Here is a 22,778-nt window from a genome sequence, read left to right as displayed (position 1 = left end):
CTGTTCTTAAACCCGTTCGAAAGGTCCCCGATGAAGTCGATTCCACACATTGATATGAGCCTCTATGACGCAGATTTTGAGGCATTTGCTAACTTGGTTGGTGAAGGTTATGAAAGCAATGGTTTCGTTGCCTTAACCCAGCATGGTGTTGACCAACAACTTATTGATGAAGCTTTGGATACCTGCCGCGAATTATTTGCTCTGCCGGAGCAAGTGAAAAAGCAGTATCACATTCCAGGTGGCGGTGGTGCGCGTGGGTATACACCGTTTGGAACCGAAATCGCCAAAGATGCAAAACATGTTGATTTAAAAGAGTTTTGGCATGTGGGGCGTGAAATTGAAGGCGAAGCGCCTTATCCGCAACTCACGCCGAACGTTTGGCCGCAAGAGTTGCCATCGTTTAAAGACAAAATTCTACAGCTGTACCGTTCACTCGACGCGCTAGGTTTACGCGTGTTGGAAGCTTTGGCGGTGTATTTGCAGCAGCCACGTGATTACTTTAACGATAAAGTGAACCTTGGTAACTCGATTTTGCGCCCATTGCACTACCCGCCGATCATTGATGAGGGCACGCCGTCAGTACGTGCCGGTGCACATGAAGATATTAATGTGTTGACCTTATTGGTCGGTTCGCGCGAGCCAGGTTTGGAAGTGTTGGCGAAAGATGGATCTTGGATCCCGGTGACCATTATTGAAGGCGCGATCATTTGTAATGTTGGTGATATGTTGCAGCGTTTGACCAATGGTGTCTTGCCATCAACCACTCACCGCGTGGTGAATCCGCCGGCGCCGTATAGTGCGAAGTCGCGTTATTCGATTCCGTTTTTCTTGCACTTCAACCCAGATGTGATGATTGAGCCGCTGGCTAGCTGTATCAGCGATGATAATCCAAAACGTTGGGAAGCAATTACTGCAGATGACTACTTGATGGAGCGTCTGCGTGAAATTGGATTGGTGAAATAATGCAACTGCGTCGTCTGTTTCGTGTCACCAGTAGTCTGGTAAGTATTGCTGTTCTTACCAGTTGTGCACAAAGCCCAGCACCCGAAGCGCCGTTTCAATTAACGGTGGCACACATTAATGATCATCACTCGAACTTGTTGCCGCACGAAAGTACGCAACTGCGCGTTGGTGGTGAGAGTTACACGGTTGAAACGGGTGGTTTTGCGCGTGTGGTGGCGCAAATTGATGCTATTCGTGGCGCCAACGAAAATGTGTTGGCGCTGCATGCCGGCGACGCCATTACTGGCACCTTGTTTTACAGTATTTTCAAAGGTGAAGCCGACGCTGCACTGATGAATCAGGTGTGCTTTGACGCTATGGCTTTGGGCAATCACGAGTTTGATAATGGTGACGCTGGCCTGAAGTTATTTTTAGATAGCTTGGCGCAAACCGATGACTGTCGTACTGAAGTGTTAGGCGCCAACGTGCAACCTGAAGTCGGGGTATCGCCACTAACGCCGAAGACCCGTTGGGATAGCTTTAAACCTTATACGATTTTTAGCCTCAATGGTGAGAAGGTCGGGGTGATTGGCCTTGATATTGCCGTCAAAACGAAAAACTCGTCGCAACCCGACGCCACGACCATGTTTGCCGACGAACTAAGCACGGCGCGTTATTATGTGGCAGAGTTGCAGCAGCAAGGCATCGAAAAGATTGGTTTGCTTACGCACATTCAATACAAAAATGATTTGCGCCTGGCTGAGCAATTGCCAGCGGTCGACTTTGTTATTGGCGGCGACTCGCACACCTTGCTTGGCAATTATGCTCAACAAGGCCTACCGACTGTAGGCCCGTATCCCATGCAAGTACAAAACTTGGATGGTACGCCGGTGTGTATTGCGCAAGCCTGGCAATACAGCCAAGTAGTGGGGGAGTTACAGATCACCTTCGCCGGCGACGCTGTTGCGCAGTGTGGTGGTCAGCCACACCTGTTAGTGAGTACCGATGCGCCACAAGCGGTGCAACAACAGCCGTTCATTACTGCGGTAGCGCCTGATGCCGAAGCCCAACGCGTCTTAGTGCAGTATCAAGACCGCCTTGAACATTTAACGCAAGCTGAAATTGCGACGGTTACCGAGCGTTTATGTATCGAGCGGATGGGGCCAGCGACGCAGCCGGAGTGTGGTATTGGACGGCAGTCCGACATTCATGCGGTGGTTGCGCAAGCGTTCCTTGCGAGTGCGCCGCAGGCTGACTTTGTGCTACAAAACGGCGGCGGTGTACGTACCGAAATTGCCGCTGGCAGCCTAACTGTCGCCGATGCCTATCAGTTGTTGCCGTTTGCGAACACCCTGGTCGAGGTTGCGATCACTGGAGCGCAAGTCAAAGAAGTGCTTGAACAAGCGGTGAGCTACGCGTTGTCGGACTCAGGTTCGGATGGTGCTTACCCGCACGGTGCTGGGATTCGTTTTGATGTTGATCTTAACGCTCCTGACGGAGAGCGCTTTAGCAATCTTGAAGTTCAAGGTGCAGAGGGCTGGCAGCCGCTGGTTGCGACCCAGCACTACACGATGATCACCAACAGTTTCTTGTCGAGTGGCGCCGATGGCTGGCGCCTTCTAGGTGAGTTGAACGCACAGGGGTTAGTGCAGGACACTTATGTGAACTATGCGCAGTCTTTCGTGGATTGGGCACGCAAAACGCAAATCATTGAACGACCGAGCGCGCATAGCACACAAAGCTATCGAGCGGTCGCAGAATGAGTCAGTATCAAGTATCGGACACAGCGCGTTTTGACTTAATGGTGGTGGTGTTGGCCCTGTTAACCATGTTTGGGCCACTCTCCATTGACATGTACCTCCCGGCATTCGGTGACATTGCCAGCAGCTATGGCACCGAAGCCAATCGCGTCGAACTTTCGTTAACCTCGTTCTTCTTTGGCCTTTTCATTGGTCAATTGCTCTATGGTACCGCTTCAGATAAATGGGGGCGAAAGCCGCCGTTGTATTTTGGTTTAACCATCTACATTTTGGCATCATTGGCCTGTGCTTATGCGCCAAACCTTGAAAGTTTGATCGTGCTGCGCTTCTTCCAAGCCATTGGCTCTTGTGCAGGGTTAGTTATCGCCCGCGCCATGGTACGCGATCTCTACAGTGCGCAAGCCTCAGCCCAAGTGTTCTCGTTTTTGATTTTGGTGATGGGCATCGCGCCTGTACTGGCCCCACTGGCTGGCGCTTATGTAACCCAAGCATTGGGTTGGCAAGCGATTTTTTTGATTGTGTCTGCGCTAGCCCTAGCTTGTATGGCCATTGTGCATGTGCGTCTGCCGGAAACCCGTGGCTTTAACGGTGCCGTGCAAATGCGGCGTAGTCTACCGATTTATTGGGACGTGTTAAAAGACCGTGGGTTTCTACGTTATTCGCTCTCTGGCGGTATCGCGCAAGCAGGTCTATTTGCTTACATTACGGGGTCGCCGGTGGTATTCATTGATCACTTTGGTCTTGATCCGACCCATTACAGTTGGCTGTTTGGTTTTAACGCCATCGGTATTATCGGCTTATCACAATTCAATGCGTGGTTGTTACGTCGCCGTGACGCCCGTAAGATCCTCAATGTTTCCTTGCCATTTTTGGCATTGGTCGCGCTTAGTGCGCTATTACTTGCTTGGCTAAATGCAGGTTTTTGGTGGGTGTTGATGGTGGTGTTTGTTTACATCAGTACCCTAGGCATGGTGTTTCCAAATGCCATGGCTGGCGCTTTGGCAGAGCAGCAAGAACGTGCTGGATCGGCGTCTGCGGTAACGGGAAGCTTACAGTTTCTGATTGCGGGGTTGATTTCTGCGTTGGTGAATAGTGTCGGCCATTTACATCCGCTTGGGATGTTGATGGTGATAGGCGGTTGTGGCCTTACTGCCACAATCGCCTACCGATTGTTACGCACACCTTAGTAGGACTAAGGTGTGTAGTAAGTTGGTGCGTTCGGGCCAACTGGCAAGTCTAAGCCGAACACCCAGAGGAAGAAGAACGCAGTCCAGCCGACAATAAAGACCATACTGTACGGCAACATTGTCGCAATCAGCGTGCCTAAACCAATATCTTTCTTATAGCGGGCCGCCACGGCCAAAATAATACCGAAGTAGCTCATCATTGGGGTGATGATATTGGTGACCGAGTCACCGATACGATAGGCCGCCTGAATAAGTTCTGGTGCGTACCCAATCAACATCAGCATAGGAACAAAAATCGGCGCGGTGATGGCCCACTGTGCTGACGCTGAACCGAGCATCAAGTTTACGAAAGCACACATCAAGATAAACAGAATAAACACCGCAGGGCCGGTTAAACCGACGTTTTGCAGGAACTCTGCACCTTTAATGGCGAAGATGCTACCGAAGTTGGTCCAGCCAAAGAAAGCAACGAATTGGGCGGCAAAGAACACCAACACAATGTACATGCCAAGGGTACTCATGGCGTCAGACATAGCGTCGATCACATCTTTGTCGGTGCGCATGACGCGGGTAATACGGCCGTAGACGTAACCTGGAATGGCAAAGGTGATAAAGATAAAGGTAACGATGCCTTTCAAGAACGGCGAACCTGCAACTTCACCAGTTTCAGGGTGACGCAAAATACCCCATTCTGGAACGACAGTAACCGCAAGCAGAGCCGCAAGCGCGAGGAAGCTCAACCCTGCACCGATAAGACCTTTTTTCTCAAGTGGTGAGAGTGATTCAATCTTTTGCTCTGACAAGTCGATACTGGCTTCTTTAGGATCGTATTTGCCCAGCTTAGGTTCCACGATAAAGGTGGTCACTAAGGTACCCATAGTGGCAATCAAGAAGGTTGACGCCATCATGAAGAACCAGTTCGCTTCAGCACCGACTTCGTACGCTGGATCAATCAAGTTAGCGGCTTTGCTGGTGATACCGGCCAACAATGGGTCTACGGTACCTAAGAACAAGTTGGCGCTATAACCAGCAGAGACGCCCGAGAAGGCAGCCGCAAGACCGGCCAGTGGGTGACGTCCAAGCGAGTGGAAAATCATCGCAGCAAGCGGCACAAGTACCACGTAACCAAGCTCAGAAGCAGTGTTGGATAGTACGCCTGCTAACACCACAGTGATGGTAACGAGGATCGGCGGTGCATTCATCACTAAGCCACGCATCGCGGCAGAGAGGAGTCCTGAGCGCTCAGCAATACCAACGCCCAATAAGGCAACCAATACGGTACCAAGTGGGGTAAAGCCCACGAAGTTGCTGACCAAGCCTGTGACAATGCGCTGTAAGCCCTCGGCGTTCAGCAGGCTGACGACTTCAATCATTTCACCGCCTGGACGCGGGTCAAGGGCGCTTAACCCAAAGTAGCTGGCGATACCACTGGCGACGATCACGCCAAGGGCAAATAAAGCGAACAGGGTGATGGGGTGAGGAAGTAGGTTTCCTAACCACTCGACAGTGTCGAGAAATCGAGTAAACGCTCCGCGTTTTTGTTGTTCTGAAGGCGAGGTGGCTTGCGTCATGCAATAAGGCTCCTATCGTCTTTACCAAAAATTAAGGCGGCGATTGTACACTAAAAACAGGTTGTACTCATGGCCTTTGCAAAGCAAGGGTTTTAATTTAGAATGTTCTTAATTAAAGCAAAGGAGCATCAGACCATGCTATTCACAACAACCCGCACCCTTATTGCTGGTATACTACTGAGCACAACACTTCCTTTTGTGACACTGCCAGCATGGGCACAAGACGATAGTGACACCGCACTCAAAACCCAATCGCGCGCGTTAGCGCAAGACTTGCAGCAACAACTATCGGGCAAACTCAAGGCGGCAATGCAGGCGCAGGGGCCGGTGCATGCCATTGAGGTGTGTCATTTAGAGGCGCCGCAAATTGCATCGCGCTTGAGTCGCGAGCAAGAGGTTACGGTGGGGCGTACGGCATTGCGGGTACGGAATCCGAACAATCAGCCGACCGTAGCACAAGCTGAAGTGATGAAGGCCATGGCTGCTGCACTTGCAGACGATGCCAGTGTGGTACCGGAACACGTCATTACCCAAGCGGATGGCTCGCAAGCCTACATGCGCGCTATCGTTATGCAACCTCAGTGCCTAGCTTGTCACGGCAGTAGTATTGCTGCCCCCGTGCAACAGGCGATTCAAGCGAAGTACCCAGAGGATCAAGCAACGGGTTTTGAAGTGGGCGATTTACGCGGCGCCTTCTTAATTGAGTGGCTCTCGAAGTAAGCCGTAAGCTTATGTAAGAAATAAATGAGGAACTAGAGCAGTATGGAACCTAAGGTAGAGAAGAAAACCCGTAAGTTACCGGCCAAGTATGCATCGAAAGTCATGCCATTACTGTTGTCGATTTTTATGACCTGTATTGTCTCTTTGGTGAGTACGCTCTTGGCGGTGGGTTTTACTACGGAGTTGTTGGGGTTATGGCCGCAAGCATGGTTGATGTCGTGGTTGGTCGCGTTCCCGACCTTGTTGATGGTGCTGCCGGTGGTGCAGCGTTTAACCCGCTTTATTGTTGAGCCTCATTAAGAGGCTCAACAGTGACCGCGCTAGAGGACCGACTGGGTAAGCACCACAGTGGCCATAACGATCAAGAAAATCGCAAAGCCTTTTTGTAATTTATCACGCGGCAAACGCGCACTGATCCAAGCCCCAGCAAAGCTTCCGACGATACCCGCAATGGTGACAATGGCGATGGTATGCCAGTCAAACTGCAAACCTTGCGCACTTAGCGCTGTATAGTACTTGGCAAAACCAACAAAGGACTTCAAGGCGATAATCATTAAACTGGTACCAATGGCCAAGTACATTGGCACGCCGCCAAGCAAGACCAGCGCCGGTACAATTAAGAAACCACCGCCAACGCCCACAAAACCGGTAATAGCCCCAACAATAAGACCATCAAGGGTAATGCGTAACATTTTGATATCACTAGGTTGTGTGTCTTGGTTACCTCGTTTGCGCCACATCATTACGGCGGCGATGATCATTAATACGACGAAGACCAACAATTGAATACGACTATCAACCGCGGTACCTGCCCAAGCACCACCGTAGGCGCCTAGCATACCAGGCAAGCCAAATAACCAAACATGGCGCCATGACACGAGACGTTTATGGGTAGCGAGCGCACCGCCAAATAAGCTAATGAGGGCTACAATTAAGAGCGAAGAGGCGATGGCCATATTGGCAGGCATGTTGGCAAGGTACAGCAGCACCGGGACGGTAAGAATCGACCCTCCTGAACCAAAGACCCCTAAACTGATCCCGATTAAGATCGCTCCTAGAATGGCTCCAATCATGATGTCGTCCTTTCGAAAAGTTATGAGCTAGAACAAAAACGCCTAGCAACGCATGCACATAGTAAAGGAATTTTGCGGCAAACTAACGCTTGAAGAAAGCGATAGCGGTTATCGACAAACTCGACTTGCAATAGTCTACCTTATTTCGTAATTTAGTTAAACACGAAATATGTCGCGCTATTGAAATGGAACTTGCGCGTTAAAGCGTTGCCAGAGTGGGTGAGCTTATTTGAGGCTCAGCATTTTTGGTACAGACATTCTAAGCAGTGAGTTAACCAAAGAGGAAAGTATTATGGGATTACGTATTGGTGATATCGCCCCGAACTTCGACATCGAAACAACTGCGGGCAAAATTAATTTTCACGATTGGGCGAAAGGCTCTTGGGTCTTTTTCTTCAGTCACCCAGCTGACTACACGCCGGTATGTACGACTGAAATGGGACGCACAGCACAACTTGCTGAAGAGTTCGCCAAGCGTGGCGTGAAGCCATTAGGTTTATCGACCGACACCGTTGAAGAGCACAATGGTTGGATCAACGATGTCAACGAGACGCAAAACACTCAGGTGAAATTTCCGATTGTTGCAGATGCTGACAAGAAAGTTGCTGAGCTTTATGAAATGATTCACCCAGGTGAAAGTGAAACTGCAGCAGTGCGCTCAGTCTTTATTATCGACCCGAATCACAAAATTCGTCTCACGATGACGTATCCAATGAGCGTGGGCCGTAACTTCACTGAGATCTTGCGTGTCATTGATGCACTGCAAACCGGTGATAAGCATGGCGTCGCATTGCCAGCAGATTGGGAACTTGGCGGTGATGTGATCATCCCACCATCAGTATCGATGGAAGACGCCGAGAAGAAATTCCCGCAAGGCTTTAAAACGGTGAAGCCATACTTGCGCTTTACCCAAGTAAAAGACTAATCGCTCTGACCAGAGCAATAAAAAGGGCCGCAAATGTGATGCGGCCCTTTTACTTTGTTGTGTAAGTTAAGCGGATAGCCGTTACGCGTTGTCTTGTTGCGCCAAAGCCCATTCACGTGCAGCTTTGCCTGCCATGAGGTCTTCGTGAGCGAAGTCATCGACATTGATGACGCGTAAGCGACCTTGTTCGGCGCGCTCAAGGAGTGCGACGTCATCATCACTAATGACACCCAACTCCTTACCTTTGGCTGCGACTTTATCCAAGAACATAAACGGCATGCGCTCGTTCGCGGCGCGCTGAATGCGGTCATGCAACGGTTCTGCTTCGATAATGTCACGTAAGGTTTGCTCGAGGTAGCCAAACTGACCTTCAGGGGCAAGGAACTGACCTTGACCTAAACGTGAACGGCTCGCACTTGGTTTGAGCAAGATTTTAGCGACTTTGCTATCAAGACGATCCGATGGACGTTTCACGAAACGACCGAACGGGTACATCAACACACGCATGGCTTTGCCGACAAAACCAAAGTTATCGAGCAACTCAAGTTGTGATTCTTGTAGCTTGTACAAGGTGTCTTGCATGGCCCAGTGCACTAACGGCAAGTCGTCATGCTGGCGACCTTCGTCGGCAAAACGTTTGAGCGTCGCGGAGCCAAGGTAGAGGTAACTCAACATGTCACCGAGACGCGCTGAGATGCGCTGCTTACGCTTCAACGAGCCACCAAGTACCCCCATCGCCACGTCAGAGAGAAGGGCAAGGTTGGCACTGAAACGGTTCATTTGCTGATAATAAATTTTAGTGCTGTCTTTCACTGGTGCTGAGCTCAAGCGATAACCGCCAACTCCGAGCGCAAGTGAACGGACGAAGTTGCTAGCACCAAAGCCAATGTGACCAAAGATGGCTTTATCAAAACGTTTCAGGCCTTCTTCGCTATGCTCTGCAGAGGCGAGCATCTCTTCGAGTACGTACGGATGGCAGCGAATGGCGCCCTGACCGTAGATCATCAAACTACGGGTAAGAATGTTCGCACCTTCTACGGTAATGGCAACAGGTACGCCCTGATAACCACGACCTAAGTAGTTGTTTGGACCTAAGCAGATGCCTTTACCACCGTGAATATCCATCGCATCGTCCATACAGGCGCGGAGTTTCTCGGTCATGTGGTATTTGGCGATGGCTGAGATGACTGATGGCTTCTCACCAAGATCGATACCTTTGGTTGAGAGGCTAGTCACGGCATCCATCAAATAGGCGTTACCACCAATCCGCGCCAAGGCTTCTTGCACGCCTTCCATTTTACCGACCGGCAGCTTGAACTGACGGCGAATGTAAGCGTAGGCTCCGGTGGCTAAGGCAATCGACTTCACGCCACCAGCACTGTTCGATGGCAAGGTGATCGCACGACCGACAGATAAACACTCAACCAGCATACGCCAGCCTTTACCGGCCATTTCCGCGCCACCAATAATGAAATCAAGCGGGACAAACACGTCTTCACCACGAATAGGACCGTTCTGGAACGGCACGTTCAATGGGAAATGACGACGGCCAATTTCAACGCCTTTCGTATCGCGTGGGATCAAGGCAGCAGTAATACCTAATGACTCTTTGTCACCGAGCAGGTGCTCTGGGTCATAAAGTTTAAACGCTAAACCAAGCACGGTCGCAACTGGTGCGAGGGTGATGTAGCGTTTGTTGAAGTTCAAACGGATACCGACAACTTCTTTGCCTTCCCATTCACCTTTACAGACCACACCGGTGTCTGGAATTGAACCGGCATCAGAACCCGCTTCTGGGCTGGTAAGGGCGAAACAGGGCACTTCTTTACCCACCGCCAAGCGCGGTAAGTAGTAATCTTTTTGCTCTTCAGTACCATAGTGTTGCAACAACTCGCCCGGACCTAACGAGTTTGGTACGCCGACCGTACTGGCCAAAATGGTGCTCACACCCGCAAGTTTTTGTAAAACGCGTGATTGCGCATAGGCCGAGAACTCTAGACCACCGTATTGCTTCTTGATGATCATGGCGAAGAATTTGTTGTCTTTCAGGTAGTTCCACACTTCTTCCGGCATGTCAGCCAGCTCGTGGGTCGCTTCCCAGTCATTCATCATTTTGCAGACTTCTTCGACCGGACCGTCTAAGAAGGCTTGCTCTTCAGCTGACAGTTCAGCTTTTTGAATGCTGTGAAGGTTTTTCCAGTCTGGCGCGCCGCGGAACAATTCGCTTTCCCACCAAGTGGTACCGGCGTCGATGGCGTCTTTTTCCGTTTCGGAAATTTCCGGCATCACTTTACGGTACATGCCCAGTAGTGACTTACTGAGTACGCCACGACGGAAGGCCGTGATGTTCAACGGCAACAACACCAACGCCAACAGTACCCACAGCACGATACCGACAACGTCCATTAAGCTACCAATAGCAAACATAGCTACCATACCAAGGCTCGCGACAAGCAACGAGGTGCGGTAATACAGTAAGCCGCCCAACACGAGGAGGGTGGCAATGATCCATAAGGCGACACTCATAATGAGACTCCGTAATTTGTTAGAGGTCAGACCAGTAAGTGTTCGAGATTAGCTAATTTACCTGTGCTTTTCAAGCCTCATAGCACTTTTTGAAGTCGTCGCGGTCTGATGCTTTAATAGAGCCTGAATTGCTCGTTACCCTCGTGAAGGAGAAGTTATGAAAGTAGTACGGCATTGGCTGGCGGTTCCACTGGTTGCGATGAGTATGACCGGGAGCAGTCTGGTATTCGCCGGTGAAGCTCTCGCGAGCGAAAAGGCGGCATCAGGTCAAGCAGCCCTGAACAATTACCATGCGATTTATGAAGTGCAGCGTGGTGGGTCCGACTATGGTGAAGCAATGCGCAAGCTTGAGAGCATTGGCGAGGGGCAGTACCGTTTACTGAACGAAACGCAGATCTCGTTTTTGTTCTTGTCTGACGTGCGTCGTTACGACAGTCGCTTTGCTTTTGCCAAAGGCCAGGTGGAACCGCTTGAGTTTCATTTCAAGCGCAGTGGTACTGGCCGGAATAAAGGCATTCATGTCAGCTTTGATAGTAAAACGAAGCAAGTAAAAGACGCTGAAGCCGATGTTGCTTTGCCGGTGAAGTGGCATGAAGCACTCATGGACGAAGCAAGTATGCTCGAGCAATTGCGTTACGATTTACAGCACAGTGAGGCAAAAGAGTTCAGCTACCACTTGGTGGACGATAAAGGTGAGTACGATAAGCAGAAGTTCGTGCGTGGCGAGGTGGAAACCTTTACGGTGCCTTATGGCGAAGTGAAAGGCTTGCGGGTGGAGCGAATTCGCGAAAACTCACGCCGAGAGACAACCTATTGGTTTGCGCCAGAAATGAATTATGTGTTGGTGAAGATGCAGCAACGCAAAGAGGGTGACGAGGTTGCCACCCTGTTGCTAGAGCAGCTCGATTAATCGGCTGCGTAACCTTGTGGGCCGAGCAGGGTGCCATCGAGTGTGGCGCCTTTCGCGGTTAATTTTAAGCGCTCAGAACAAAGCCATTGCACGACCAATGGGTAGATGCGGTGTTCTTGCGAATGGACCCGTTGCTGTAGATCGTCAGCACTGTCGTTCTCGAATACAGGTACCCGTGCTTGCAAAATCACCGGACCGCCATCCAATTCTTCCGTCACAAAGTGTACTGACACACCATGTTCAATATCGCCATTGTCCAACGCCCGTTGATGGGTGTTGATGCCACGGTATTTCGGTAACAGCGACGGATGAATATTAAGCATACGGCCGTGATAATGTTGGGTGAATTCTGCGGTCAAAATCCGCATAAAGCCAGCCAGCACCACCACATCAGGTTGATAACTATCAACCAATTGTTGCAGTTCAGCATCGTAAGCTTCACGGGTTTCAAAATCTTTGTGGGATAACACGGCGGTGGGAATATCAGCTGCGGCAGCTTTCTCAAGGCCAGCGACGCCGGCCTTGTTACTGATCACGGCAACCACGTTGCCTTCAATATGCTGTGCTTGGCAGGCCTCAACGATGGCCTGCATGTTTGTACCTGATCCACTAATTAGAACGACAATTCGCTTCATGCAATAATTTCTACCTGTGCTTCGTCATCTTGGCGGGCTGCAACTGAGCCGATCACCCAAGCATCTTCACCTTCTTCACGTAATAGTTCAACAATAGCGTCCGCTTCTGACTGGCGCACTGCCATGATCAAGCCAACACCACAGTTAAAGGTACGGAACATTTCTTTGGTGGTGACGTTGCCGTTGTGCTGTAACCAGTTAAAGATGGCAGGCCATTCCCAGCTACTGTCATTGATGACGGCTTTGGCGTCGTTGGGTAACACGCGTGGGATGTTTTCCCAGAAACCACCACCAGTAATGTGTGAAATCGCGTGCACGTGATAGTGCTCAAGCGCTTTCAGTACGGACTTCACGTAAATGCGTGTTGGTGCCATTAAATGCTCCGCTAATGGCTTACCGTCGAGCTCTTCATTGGCAACATCAGCGCCACTGACTTCGATGATCTTGCGGATCAGTGAGTAACCGTTTGAGTGTGGGCCACTTGAAGCAAGTGCGATCAAGGCATCACCAGGAGCAACTTTAGTACCGTCGATAATGTCTTCTTTTTCGACCACGCCCACACAGAAACCGGCAATATCGTAGTCGCCGTGCTCATACATGCCTGGCATTTCAGCGGTTTCACCACCGATAAGCGCACAGCCTGCTTGCACACAGCCTTCACCGATACCTGTAACCACGTCTGCGGCAACGTCAACGTCGAGTTTGCCAGTGGCGTAGTAGTCAAGGAAGAACAGTGGCTCGGCACCTTGGACGATTAAGTCGTTCACACACATGGCAACCAAGTCGATACCGACCGAGTCGTGTTTGCCAAGGTCAATCGCCAAGCGTAACTTGGTGCCGACACCGTCAGTACCTGACACCAATACCGGCTGCTTGTACTTGGTAGGAAGTTCACAGAGTGCGCCAAAACCACCGATGGAACCCATCACTTCGGGGCGTGCGGTGCGCTTGGTAACACCTTTAATACGGTCAACTAAGGCATTACCAGCATCAATATCAACGCCAGCGTCTTTGTAACTCAATGAGGTTTTTTGCTCACTCACGGGAACGATCCTTTCTTAAGTGCGAAAAAGTAGGTGCAAATTTTGCGCGCCAGTTTAACACTTTTCCTGTCAGACTGCGATACGCAAGGAACGCAAATTACGTCGGAAAATTTGCAACTTGGCAGGGCCACAAAGGTCATTTAAACTGTCTAAAATTTAACAGCTTCTCGCGTAAGTGCGTCAAAAGATTAGGGGATTGGATGGAGCGATATGCGAGAAACAGTGGCCGCCTGCTGGCCAAAGGGGTGATCCTGTTTGCACTGGTGTTAACCGCGTTAGTGGGCACCATCACCACCTCAGTTATTCGTGAATTTGAGCAAGAAAAACAGCGTGATATCGACGCTGGACTTGCTAGTTTAGGCGCAAAAATAACCTCTCGCGTCGACACCTACCGTATTTTTTCACATTTTGTTTATGTCGAGACCATTCACACCGAACCAGTTGTGGCGCTCTTGCGTCAAGCCAAAGACGCTGATACCGCAGCGCAACAGGCATTACGCGAACAGCTCTACCTAAAGCTACAACCGACCTTTGAACGTTTGCAGCAGCATGATTTTCGGCAACTGCATTTTCACCTGCCAAATGGCGAGAGCTTTTTGCGTTTTCACCGCCCCGATAAGTTCGGCGATTATTTATTTGATGTACGTGAAACCGTACGACGCGCAAGTACCGAGCGGCGTTTCATTGAAGGTTTTGAAGAGGGGCGTATTTTCAACGGCTATCGCTTCGTGTATCCGATTTTAGATGATGGCGAGCTGTTAGCCACCGTGGAAGTATCCATCTCAATGGCAACCTTGGTGCGGTCGCTGTTGGAGATTTATCACGACGCTGACTTGTACTTTATGATCCGCAAAGATGTGGTCCAAGAAAAGCTATTTGATGACGAACTCAGCAATTACTCCCAAAGCTTTATCGCCACAGACTACCTGTTTGACAATGAGGTGTATGGCGATGCCATGCCGCTGATCAAGTATCCGTATTTGCTGCATCAACATGCACACGTGCTTGATGCAATAGCACCGCAACTGGCGAGCGGTAGTAACTTTGGTCACTTTGCGACCCTTGAAGGCAAAACCTATCGCTTCTTGTTTTTTGCTATTACCAACCACCTTGACGAGCAAGTGGCGTATTTAGTGTCGGTGGAGCAGAGCAATAACCTCGATGTGATTTCCAATGCCTATACCGGCGTGATTGGCTTAATTGTGTTGGTGACCTTACTGGTGTTTTTGATCCTTGCGGTACAAGAACGCAACCGGCGGCGGTTAAAGCTACTGGCCGCAACGGATACCTTAACCAAGCTGAGCAATCGTAATCGCTTCATTCACGTGTTTTCACGCGAGAGCCAAAAGTGTCAACGCAACGATGAAAACCTCGTTGTGGCGATGATTGATATTGACCATTTCAAGCGTGTAAACGACACGTATGGCCACAACGTTGGCGATGAAGTGCTGCGCGAACTGAGTTTACTGATCCGCCGTCACCTTAAAGGTACCGATACTGTGGCACGCTGGGGCGGCGAAGAGTTTGTTTGTTTACTCCCTGAAACCAATGAGCCGCAAGGGCTACGGGTGGCGGATAAAATTCGTCGGCAAGTGGCCGCACATAAGTTCGAGGTGGTGGGGCGCATCACCATTAGTATCGGTGTGGCACAGTACCAGCGCGATGATCACAACATTGACGCAGTGATTGAGCGCGCTGACAAAGCCTTATACCGCGCCAAACAAACCGGACGGAATAAAGTGCTCGGCTGGCACGAGCTATAACAAGGACGAGGGAAATGAAACAGTTTGTGTTGGAGTTTTGGCGGTTTGGTCTAAAGCAAGCCAATGCCTGTCTTTTCGGTGGGTTCTTATTGGCAGTGATGATCATCACCCATTATTGGTACCCGTTGGAAAGCCTGCACCGCTATGATTTCATCTTCCTCGCGGCAATTGCTTTTCAGGTGTTGTTGCTGGTGTTCAAGCTAGAAACCTTGCGCGAAGCCCTTGTCATTATTGTGTTTCATGTGGTCGCAACGGTGATGGAGCTGTTTAAAACCTCCGATGCCATTGGTTCCTGGGTCTATCCCGAAGCCTATGTGTTTGGCATTGCCAATGTACCGCTATTTACCGGCTTTATGTACAGCGCTGTTGGTAGCTACATTGCTCGGGTGTGGCGCTTGTTTGACTTTCGCTATTCGTATTATCCACCGAAGTGGACCACGGTCGTGCTGGTAACCTTGGTGTACCTGAACTTCTTCACCCATCATTATATTTGGGATATCCGCTGGCTCCTGGTTGCTGCGACGGTGCTGATGTTTTATCGCACCACCATTTACTACCGCATTATTGAAAAGCATCGCCAGATGCCGCTGCTTCTGGGCTGGTTTTTGGTGGCGCTGTTTATTTGGTTTGCTGAGAACATTGCCACCTTTGCCAATATCTGGATTTATCCGAATCAACATGACGGTTGGGAAATGGTTCCTTGGGCGAAGCTTAGTTCGTGGTTCTTATTGATGCTACTGAGCTTTGTCTTGGTTAGTTTGGTGCGCACCATTCATTCTGATCGTCATCAGGAAAAGGAGACCAGCGATGCAGGCGAGCGTTAGTTACCTTACCCTTGGCGTGGCAGATGTCGCGCGGGCGCAGAGGTTTTATCATGAGGTATTGGGCTGGCCGAGCAAGGGCTTGGTCGGCGCGGGCAGTGACTACGGTGAGGTGGCGTTTTTCAAATTGGAAAATGGCATGACGCTGGCGCTTTGGCAACACGACAGCTTGGCGAAATTTACTGGCGTTGCATTAGCACCGGCAGCAATACCTAGCCTGATGTTGTCGCATAATGTACCGAGTGCCGCCGACGTCGATGCGCTGTATCAGGCATTGCCAACGTCTGCACAGGTGCGCGCGCCGCGAGCCTTGCCGTGGGGCGGCTATGGCGCGGTGTTCCAAGACCCCGACGGACATTTGTGGGAATTGGTGCATAACCCTGCAGCGTAATGGTGAAGGCTTGAAAACCTTAGGGGGCGTCACCATAGTATGGGTAAACCCAAAGGGATAAAGGATTAAACAATGACAAACGTAGCAGTACTTTTATCAGGTTCAGGTTTTATGGATGGTGCCGAAATTAACGAAGCGGTACTGACCTTGTTGCACGTGACCAAGCAAGGTGCGAGCTACCAGTGTTTTGCGCCCGATATCGCGCAAATGCACGTGGTGGATCACGCCAGTGGTGAAGCGACAGAAGAAAGCCGCAACGTCCTTACCGAGTCCGCACGAATTGCGCGCGGCGAAGTACAACCTCTGAGCGCACTCAATGTTGATGACTTTGATGCCTTGCTGTTGCCAGGTGGCTTTGGCGTAGCGAAGAACTTCTGCGATTTTGCGGTGAAAGGCGCAGATATGACCGCCAATGCTGACGTGGTTGCCATTGGCAAAGCCTTTGCTGCCGCTGGTAAACCGGCAGGCTACATCTGTATTGCGCCAGTGTTAACGCCGCATGTATATGGCGCGGGCGTGCATGGTACCTTAGGTACTGACGCTGATATGGCACAAGCGTTTGAAGCCATGGGCGGCACGCACGTGAACTGCAACGTGGACGATATTGTGGTGGATGAAGCACACCGTTTGGTGACCACACCTGCGTATATGTTGGCTGAGAACTTGGTGCAAGCCGAGCAGGGCATCAGCAAGTTAGTAGAAAAAGTAGTGAACTGGTCGGCGTAATAGACCGACGTTGGTTAAAAGACCACCGCTTGCGTACGGAACTTCTAGCGCTTTACAAGTGTCTTAGGTATAGTACGCAAGCTTTAACAAAACCCCTGGGGCTGATCTGGATTCGACGGAATACACGAAACCCAAGGTGCATGCCGAGGTGAGGCTGGCCTCGTAAAAAGCCTCAAACTAATAGTTGCAAACGACGACAACTACGCTTTAGCGGCTTAATAACCCGCTGAGTCCGACCCCTAGCGCTTTGTCTGTGAGACTAGGATCAGTCGGTTCACCCCAAAGCAGACTCGCGTGGAGGCTTCGCCCGTAGCCAAAGCGTTAAACTCAATCGGGATCGTCACCTTAAGTAGCCTGTCAGTCGGCGACTTGGTGATTAACTAAAAGACTGACTAAGCATGTAGGACCGAGGATGTAGGTATTACGGACGCGGGTTCAACTCCCGCCAGCTCCACCAATACCAGAGTCAGCGCATCGCGCGCTGGCTCTATCTTTCCAAGCAATAACAAGGCGTTGCAACTCTTTCGCCAAGTCGACGAAGTTCGCGCGAGTACCCTTGAATACCCCCTAAATAGCCAAAAAACACCCCCTTTACGTACGTCTCATGCCAACTTTTCGGTAGCACATTCGCTGCTCAATCGTGTTTTACGCGACTACGAACATTACGATGCGAACAAAGCCGCTGCGTTACTTGAAAACATAAAGTCATTCGCACAAATCGACGATCTCGACTTATTCGATCATTCAACGCATCGCGCATTTGCAAAACGCCAAGCGAACGAATGCCGTAGATACCGAAGCGATTATCCCCCATTTATGGCAGTCGGTAAGTGTCGCCAACTCTTTGCACATTATGAGTTAGGTGAGTTGCAGTTTACCGATTATGAAATACTGAAACGATTAAGCGACGAGCGATTTTGGCAGCGTCGGCTTCGACATAAAAGTAATGAGGCATTAGCTGAAACCGAGCGTGCTTTGCATCTCGTCAGTTCTCGTCGCGGTCTTTATTGTGGCGACAAAACTTTTGAGAATTTCGAAGAATCGCTACTCAAGAGCCAAGAGTTTCTTGAACGCACGCTACTAGTTAGCGCTGACGGTGAGAGCGTTAATTTAGCAGAGGTCAGTGAACATACCATTGCGAATCCAGATGTGTTATTCGCAGAATGGATGGTGCGTATTCGTGGATTCGAGCAAGTTGCGGACTATCAGGGGCATGTGGGTGTAATGATCACACTTAGTACACCGTCACGCATGCATCCTATCCTCAAGGCAAGCGGTAAACCTAATCCAAAATTCGATGGCACATCACCCAAACAGGCTAACGAGTACCTAAACCATGTATGGCAGCTTATTCGCGCTAAGTTCTCACGTTCTGAAATTGCTCCCTACGGCATGCGCGTTGCCGAACCGAATCATGATGGTACGCCGCACTGGCATATACTGCTTTTCGTTGAACCCGACAAGCTTAAACACCTAAAACGTATCGTGAAGCGCTATGCAATGCAGGATAGCCCCAATGAAAAAGGAGCAACCAAATATAGAACACACTTTGTTGATATAGACCGAGAACGCGGCTCCGCAGCTGGGTATCTGGCGAAGTACATTGCAAAAAACATTAACGGCATAAAGGGCGCGAGGGAGGGCGACGCGGGTAGGCGTTCAGCCGCGCGTCGCACCCGCGCTTGGGCGTCAGCACATGGTATTCGTAAGTTTGCACAAATAGGTGGGCCAAGTGTAACCGTTTGGAGAGAGTTGCGTAGACTCTCGCATAGCGTCAAAGATGAAACACTAGAAGAATTGCGTCTCGCGGCAGATTCGTCAAATTGGGCAGCATTTTGTATAGCTATGGGTGGTTTCGGTGGAACTTCGAAGCGAGATATTCATCCCGTCTACTCTTCATCTTCCATCGACGAGCAAGCGCATGAGTTAGCCAATTTGAACCAATATGGTGAGCCTCGCCGACCACGAGTAATTGGCTTACGAAACGCGTTGTTTGGCGTGCTTACGCGTTATAAGAAATGGTATTGGATGTCGAAATCACCACAACCCAGAGACGGAGTGGGCATGCTGTATTAGAGCGCTGATTTAGGAGTATCTTGCAAAGCAAGAGATTTCGCCCTGTCTGCAACATTGCGGATTCAGAAACACGAATGAGGCCTCATTCAATGAAGGGTTCAAATGATGGTTTTTATGAAGAAAAGAAGTCAAATGACCTCAAAAAAGCTCAAATGACAAATGCGAGTCAAAAAATGAAGCCAATCGGGTTTTAGGCTGAGCCGCTGAAGCGGTTCAGCCGACCGCAGGTCGGGTGAATTGCTGAAGTGGCCCTTGGACTTGTGTAAATAACTGTACGGTAAAAATAGGACAACCCCAAATGACACATCAAGTAGACCGAGATACCACCATATTCACGCATGATGAAGCGGTATCGCTCATTAATCATGCGGTACACCCAAACAACAATCACACGCATCAGATCAAAGATATTGGTGTCATCGTCGGGGTGTTAGATATGAATCATGAGGTAGAAGTGATTGTGAAATTTCAGTCATGCGTCAAGCAATTCACCAAACTCGAACTCTTTACAAAGTTTACGATAGAGTGTTGACAGATTGTTGAGGTTGGATTATGTTTGCTTCGAGACTGTCAGAAAACGACACATTGCAGACTCAAAGACATATTTGGAAAAATACACAGTGCCATGCAGGGGCAGCACCTAAAACTCGGTCCGATAGACTTAAACCGCTTGAACGATACGATAACCTAAACGGCCCCCATAGTCCTAAAACGCAAATCCTTTATTGTTTTTATACAATTCATTTTACTACCAATGGCAGTCTCACTCGCGATATGCGCTCGGCTATTTGCCGTGCTGCATTAGGACTAATCTGGCTATCAAAGATAGCCACGAGGCTATTGGTACTGCAAATGAATACTACTTCTACCAAATGGGTGAAGCTCGACAAATTCTGTGAGGAAACAGGCTTCACTCGTAAATCAGTTTACGCGCTGATCCGTAACGGCCGCTGGATGGTCGCTAAACATTTCACAATTCGCAATCGTCGCTACTTCATTAATATCGTGGAGTACGAACGCTGGGTTGAGAGGGGCTAACTATGAAAGCATCTCAATATCCTGGCATCAGTGTTGGCAAACACTCGATTCGCATGGAATTTATCTTCAAAGGTCGTCGCTGTCGTGAAACGGTGCGCGTCGAACCCACACCCGAGAACCTTAAACTCGTTAAACGCAAGCGTGATCGAGTTCAAATGAAGATTGATTTTGGTGAGTTCGACTACGCGAGTGAATTTCCAGAGAGTAAGCTGGCATTCGAATTTTCCGATAATAAAGCTGCACTTCTTACTATTGCTGAAATGTGCGAAGAATGGTTCAAGCAAAGTCACAAAAATTGGGCTTACAGTACGCTCAAAACGAACAGTGGCCGCATGGATAACCACATATTGCCAAACTTCGGGCATATTCGTGTTTGCGATTTTAAACCATCTCACTTTCGCGAGTGGCAGCGTAAAACCAAACTTAACCCCAAAACAGCTAACGAGGTACAAAGTCTACTAAGCCAAGCGTTTGATTATTTGCTTTATGATGACATCCTCATACGAAATCCTATGAAAAGTGTTAAGCGCCTAAAAACCGAACGCGAAGAAGTAGAGCCCTTTAACAACGATGAACGTGAGAGAATTTTAGCAGCATTGCCACAGGGGTACGTTCGAGACTTTTATGAATTTGCATTCTGGACAGGGTTGAGAACAGGAGAGCAAATCGGCTTGAGATGGGAAAACGTTGATATGGAACGTGGAGTGATTTTCATTCGTGAATCAATTGTAAAAGGGCGCAAGGCAGGTACGAAAACCGCAGGGAGTAACCGAACACATGAGCTTCACCCAAAAGCTTTGGGAGTTTTGAATAGGTTACGAGAATATACTGGGTACGTGTTCCGAGATCCTAAAACCCACAAACGTTGGGGGAATGATAGTATTCCGCGTGATCGATACTGGGTGCCCGCAGTGAGAATATCCGGCGTCGAATATAGAAAGCCGTATGCGTGTAGGCATACCTATGCGTCCTCACTTTTGTCTGTGGGGTGCAACCCGCTTTGGGTTGCTCAGCAACTTGGGCACAAAGATTGTGCGATGATTTGGAAAGTTTATGGTCGTTGGATTAGGAATTAAACTAACACTATGCTAAACAGTGTTAATCCTTATCGGATTTATCCCGCGCATAACATGGGTTACACTCATAAAAAAATAAATGGAGTTTTATCAAGTGTATAAACCTAGTAAGTCAGTTCTCATTACCGATTTAGACAATACTTTATATGACTGGTTTGAAATCTGGTACAGCTCGTTTAATGCGATGCTCGAACGTGTGGTCGAAATCTCCGGTATTTCAAAAGAGCAATTAATAAAAGAAATTCGTCCAGTACACAGAGAGCACGGCACTGCGGAATATGCGTTTGTACTCGAAAAACTACCGTCTTTACAAAAAAAATATGGCTCAAGACAAAGAATTAATGACGAACTGAGTGAGGCTATTCATGCTTACCGCAGTGAGAGGATGACCCATCTAAAGTTATATAAAGGTGTTTACGACACCTTGGCTGAACTTAAATCTCGACGAGTAAGGGTTATTGCTTATACTGAATCAAAGGAATGGTACACCAAGAACCGTCTCAAACGCCTAGGCCTAGATTATTTTATTGAAATATTATATTCACCCTCAGATCATAGTGTTCCGATTGAGGAAGAGCAACGAACCGAAATTACCTTTGATTTTATGAAATCAAAACATACGCCCGAAGGTGAATTAAAGCCAAATCCACGATTATTACTCGATATTATAAAAGAGATAGGCGCTACGCCCGAGGAATGCGTGTATGTGGGTGATAGTGAAATGAAAGACGTAGAAATGGCCCTCCAAGCAGGCGTTACAGCTGTTTTCGCGAAATATGGTACGGGCCACTTCGAAGGGGATGATAGAAGATATGAACTACTGCAAGCCGTTACTCATTGGACCGATGCAGATGTTGAGCGAGAGCAGGAAATCAAAAGGAATAGTAAGCATTTGAAGCCAGATTACACCATAGATCGGTTTGATCAGCTTTTGGAAATAATCAACTTTAGAAAAAAAAAAGCATGAACGATAAAGATATTCTCGAAAATCAGATCACAGTTTGGAAAGAGATTGTTGAGACTCAGCGCCATTTTAACGATGTTGCTATGAAAGTTCGGCATTTAGGCTTTATTCTTGTAGCTGCGTTGGTGGGCGCCGCAGGTTTGACTTTTCGCTCAGGGTATGAGATGACCCTAACAGATGCGGGTTTTAGTATACCAGTAGCTTCGGCATTATTGATGTTTGGTGCACTGTTTTGGGTTGTAATCTGGTTTCTAGACGTGAAATGGTATACGCCGTTTTTGCTGGGTAGCGTGAAGGCAGGCCTACTAGTCGAGTCTGAGATAAATAGAAGAATGACAGAGGTGCAACTTACGCAGCATATAAAAAAGGCGAGTGCCGATAGCTCGATATTGGGGATACAGCTATCTAGTTCGAGGCGTGCACCATTATTCCATACATTCATGTTTTTGTTGCTGTCAGGAATGTCGGTGCTCTTGGCCTGTTTCAACAATATTGAAACGGTTTCGGTAGATTTAACAAACGAAACTCAATGTACAGATAGTTGCGATGAGTCGCACAAGTAGTTTAACTGTTTAATAAAAAAGGGTTTACTATGGGTTCAACTCCCGCCAGCTCCACCACATTCAATAAA

Annotated in this window: 22 protein-coding genes and 1 other RNA gene; 18 read left to right on the top strand and 5 right to left on the bottom strand. The window is 49.1% G+C overall.

From position 1 onward, the window contains the following. Positions 1-30: 30 nt before the first annotated feature. From G535_RS0100810 to G535_RS0100800, 3 genes are read left to right on the top strand one after another with little or no spacing between them, the layout of a single operon-like run. Positions 31-963 (top strand): isopenicillin N synthase family dioxygenase, encoded by a 933-nt coding sequence (locus G535_RS0100810; RefSeq protein WP_026860328.1) that lies wholly within the window; start codon positions 31-33, stop codon positions 961-963. Then, positions 963-2,705, top strand: coding sequence for a bifunctional metallophosphatase/5'-nucleotidase (locus G535_RS0100805; RefSeq protein ID WP_034727150.1), 1,743 nt, complete (start codon positions 963-965; stop codon positions 2,703-2,705). Before G535_RS0100810 ends, G535_RS0100805 begins: the two co-directional genes overlap by 1 nt. Further along, the gene (locus G535_RS0100800) at positions 2,702-3,889 is read left to right on the top strand and encodes a multidrug effflux MFS transporter (RefSeq protein ID WP_051206870.1); all 1,188 of its coding nucleotides are present in this window, start codon (positions 2,702-2,704) and stop codon (positions 3,887-3,889) included. Before G535_RS0100805 ends, G535_RS0100800 begins: the two co-directional genes overlap by 4 nt. 5 nt (positions 3,890-3,894) lie before the next feature. On the opposite strand, the gene G535_RS0100795 is transcribed toward G535_RS0100800, so the two are convergent. Then, entirely contained in the window at positions 3,895-5,460 is a 1,566-nt protein-coding gene (locus tag G535_RS0100795) for an AbgT family transporter (protein ID WP_026860325.1), read from the bottom strand. A gap of 135 nt (positions 5,461-5,595) precedes the next feature. Here G535_RS0100795 and G535_RS0100790 point away from each other — a divergent pair, with 135 nt between their 5' ends. Next, on the top strand, positions 5,596-6,180 hold the full coding sequence (locus tag G535_RS0100790; RefSeq protein ID WP_051206869.1) for a Tll0287-like domain-containing protein: 585 nt from the start codon (positions 5,596-5,598) through the stop codon (positions 6,178-6,180). A gap of 42 nt (positions 6,181-6,222) precedes the next feature. After that, positions 6,223-6,480, top strand: coding sequence for a DUF2798 domain-containing protein (locus G535_RS0100785; RefSeq protein ID WP_026860323.1), 258 nt, complete (start codon positions 6,223-6,225; stop codon positions 6,478-6,480). Between the two features lie 20 nt (positions 6,481-6,500). Here G535_RS0100785 and G535_RS0100780 read toward each other — a convergent pair whose 3' ends face one another. Continuing rightward, entirely contained in the window at positions 6,501-7,253 is a 753-nt protein-coding gene (locus G535_RS0100780; RefSeq protein ID WP_026860322.1) for a sulfite exporter TauE/SafE family protein, read from the bottom strand. Positions 7,254-7,545: 292 nt separating this feature from the next. Between G535_RS0100780 and G535_RS0100775 the strand changes: the two genes are divergently transcribed. Further along, a complete protein-coding gene (locus G535_RS0100775) occupies positions 7,546-8,178 on the top strand; it encodes a peroxiredoxin (protein ID WP_026860321.1) in 633 nt (210 codons plus the stop codon). An 81-nt stretch (positions 8,179-8,259) separates the two neighbouring features. On the opposite strand, the gene fadE is transcribed toward G535_RS0100775, so the two are convergent. Next, positions 8,260-10,704: an acyl-CoA dehydrogenase FadE gene (gene fadE, locus G535_RS0100770; RefSeq protein ID WP_026860320.1), complete on the bottom strand. Its 2,445-nt coding sequence runs from the start codon at positions 10,702-10,704 to the stop codon at positions 8,260-8,262. 157 nt (positions 10,705-10,861) lie between these two features. On the opposite strand from fadE, the gene G535_RS0100765 reads away from it, so the two are divergent. After that, a complete protein-coding gene (locus tag G535_RS0100765) occupies positions 10,862-11,614 on the top strand; it encodes a DUF3108 domain-containing protein (protein WP_051206868.1) in 753 nt (250 codons plus the stop codon). Here the strand turns inward: G535_RS0100765 and purN are convergent. Together purN and purM are read right to left on the bottom strand one after the other, a co-directional pair. Then, positions 11,611-12,249 (bottom strand): phosphoribosylglycinamide formyltransferase, encoded by a 639-nt coding sequence (purN, locus tag G535_RS0100760; RefSeq protein WP_026860318.1) that lies wholly within the window; start codon positions 12,247-12,249, stop codon positions 11,611-11,613. The genes G535_RS0100765 and purN overlap by 4 nt on opposite strands. Continuing rightward, positions 12,246-13,292: a phosphoribosylformylglycinamidine cyclo-ligase gene (gene purM, locus G535_RS0100755; RefSeq protein WP_026860317.1), complete on the bottom strand. Its 1,047-nt coding sequence runs from the start codon at positions 13,290-13,292 to the stop codon at positions 12,246-12,248. The genes purN and purM overlap by 4 nt, the downstream gene beginning before the upstream one ends. A 200-nt stretch (positions 13,293-13,492) precedes the next feature. On the opposite strand from purM, the gene G535_RS13735 reads away from it, so the two are divergent. The 11 genes from G535_RS13735 to G535_RS0100700 all read left to right on the top strand — a co-directional run bounded on the left by G535_RS13735 (position 13,493) and on the right by G535_RS0100700 (position 22,710). Then, positions 13,493-15,055: a GGDEF domain-containing protein gene (locus G535_RS13735; RefSeq protein ID WP_051206867.1), complete on the top strand. Its 1,563-nt coding sequence runs from the start codon at positions 13,493-13,495 to the stop codon at positions 15,053-15,055. Between the two features lie 14 nt (positions 15,056-15,069). Further along, positions 15,070-15,879: a DUF817 domain-containing protein gene (locus G535_RS12555; RefSeq protein ID WP_051206866.1), complete on the top strand. Its 810-nt coding sequence runs from the start codon at positions 15,070-15,072 to the stop codon at positions 15,877-15,879. Next, positions 15,863-16,267, top strand: coding sequence for a VOC family protein (locus G535_RS0100740; protein ID WP_026860316.1), 405 nt, complete (start codon positions 15,863-15,865; stop codon positions 16,265-16,267). The genes G535_RS12555 and G535_RS0100740 overlap by 17 nt, the downstream gene beginning before the upstream one ends. Positions 16,268-16,339: 72 nt before the next feature. Beyond that, on the top strand, positions 16,340-16,993 hold the full coding sequence (elbB, locus tag G535_RS0100735; protein ID WP_026860315.1) for an isoprenoid biosynthesis glyoxalase ElbB: 654 nt from the start codon (positions 16,340-16,342) through the stop codon (positions 16,991-16,993). 97 nt (positions 16,994-17,090) lie between these two features. Beyond that, positions 17,091-17,450: a transfer-messenger RNA gene (gene ssrA, locus G535_RS13990) on the top strand. A gap of 56 nt (positions 17,451-17,506) precedes the next feature. Beyond that, entirely contained in the window at positions 17,507-19,069 is a 1,563-nt protein-coding gene (locus G535_RS12550) for a replication endonuclease (protein WP_051206865.1), read from the top strand. Positions 19,070-19,367: 298 nt separating this feature from the next. Further along, positions 19,368-19,601 (top strand): hypothetical protein, encoded by a 234-nt coding sequence (locus tag G535_RS0100720; RefSeq protein WP_026860314.1) that lies wholly within the window; start codon positions 19,368-19,370, stop codon positions 19,599-19,601. Between the two features lie 320 nt (positions 19,602-19,921). Next, positions 19,922-20,107 carry a helix-turn-helix transcriptional regulator gene (locus tag G535_RS14140; protein ID WP_126775181.1) on the top strand — a complete coding sequence of 62 codons (186 nt, stop codon included), beginning with the start codon at positions 19,922-19,924 and terminating at the stop codon, positions 20,105-20,107. 2 nt (positions 20,108-20,109) lie between these two features. Next, a complete protein-coding gene (locus G535_RS13730; RefSeq protein ID WP_051206864.1) occupies positions 20,110-21,183 on the top strand; it encodes a tyrosine-type recombinase/integrase in 1,074 nt (357 codons plus the stop codon). A gap of 94 nt (positions 21,184-21,277) precedes the next feature. Further along, positions 21,278-22,150 carry an HAD family hydrolase gene (locus tag G535_RS0100705; protein ID WP_198678990.1) on the top strand — a complete coding sequence of 291 codons (873 nt, stop codon included), beginning with the start codon at positions 21,278-21,280 and terminating at the stop codon, positions 22,148-22,150. Continuing rightward, positions 22,147-22,710, top strand: coding sequence for a hypothetical protein (locus G535_RS0100700; RefSeq protein ID WP_026860311.1), 564 nt, complete (start codon positions 22,147-22,149; stop codon positions 22,708-22,710). Before G535_RS0100705 ends, G535_RS0100700 begins: the two co-directional genes overlap by 4 nt. The last annotated feature ends 68 nt before the right edge of the window (positions 22,711-22,778 follow it).

The organism is Pseudidiomarina sediminum DSM 21906, assembly GCF_000423165.1.
Taxonomy (GTDB): Bacteria; Pseudomonadota; Gammaproteobacteria; order Enterobacterales; family Alteromonadaceae; genus Pseudidiomarina; species Pseudidiomarina sediminum.
Note: the sequence above shows the minus strand (reverse complement) of the source record. Positions and strands in the feature narration are given on the sequence as shown.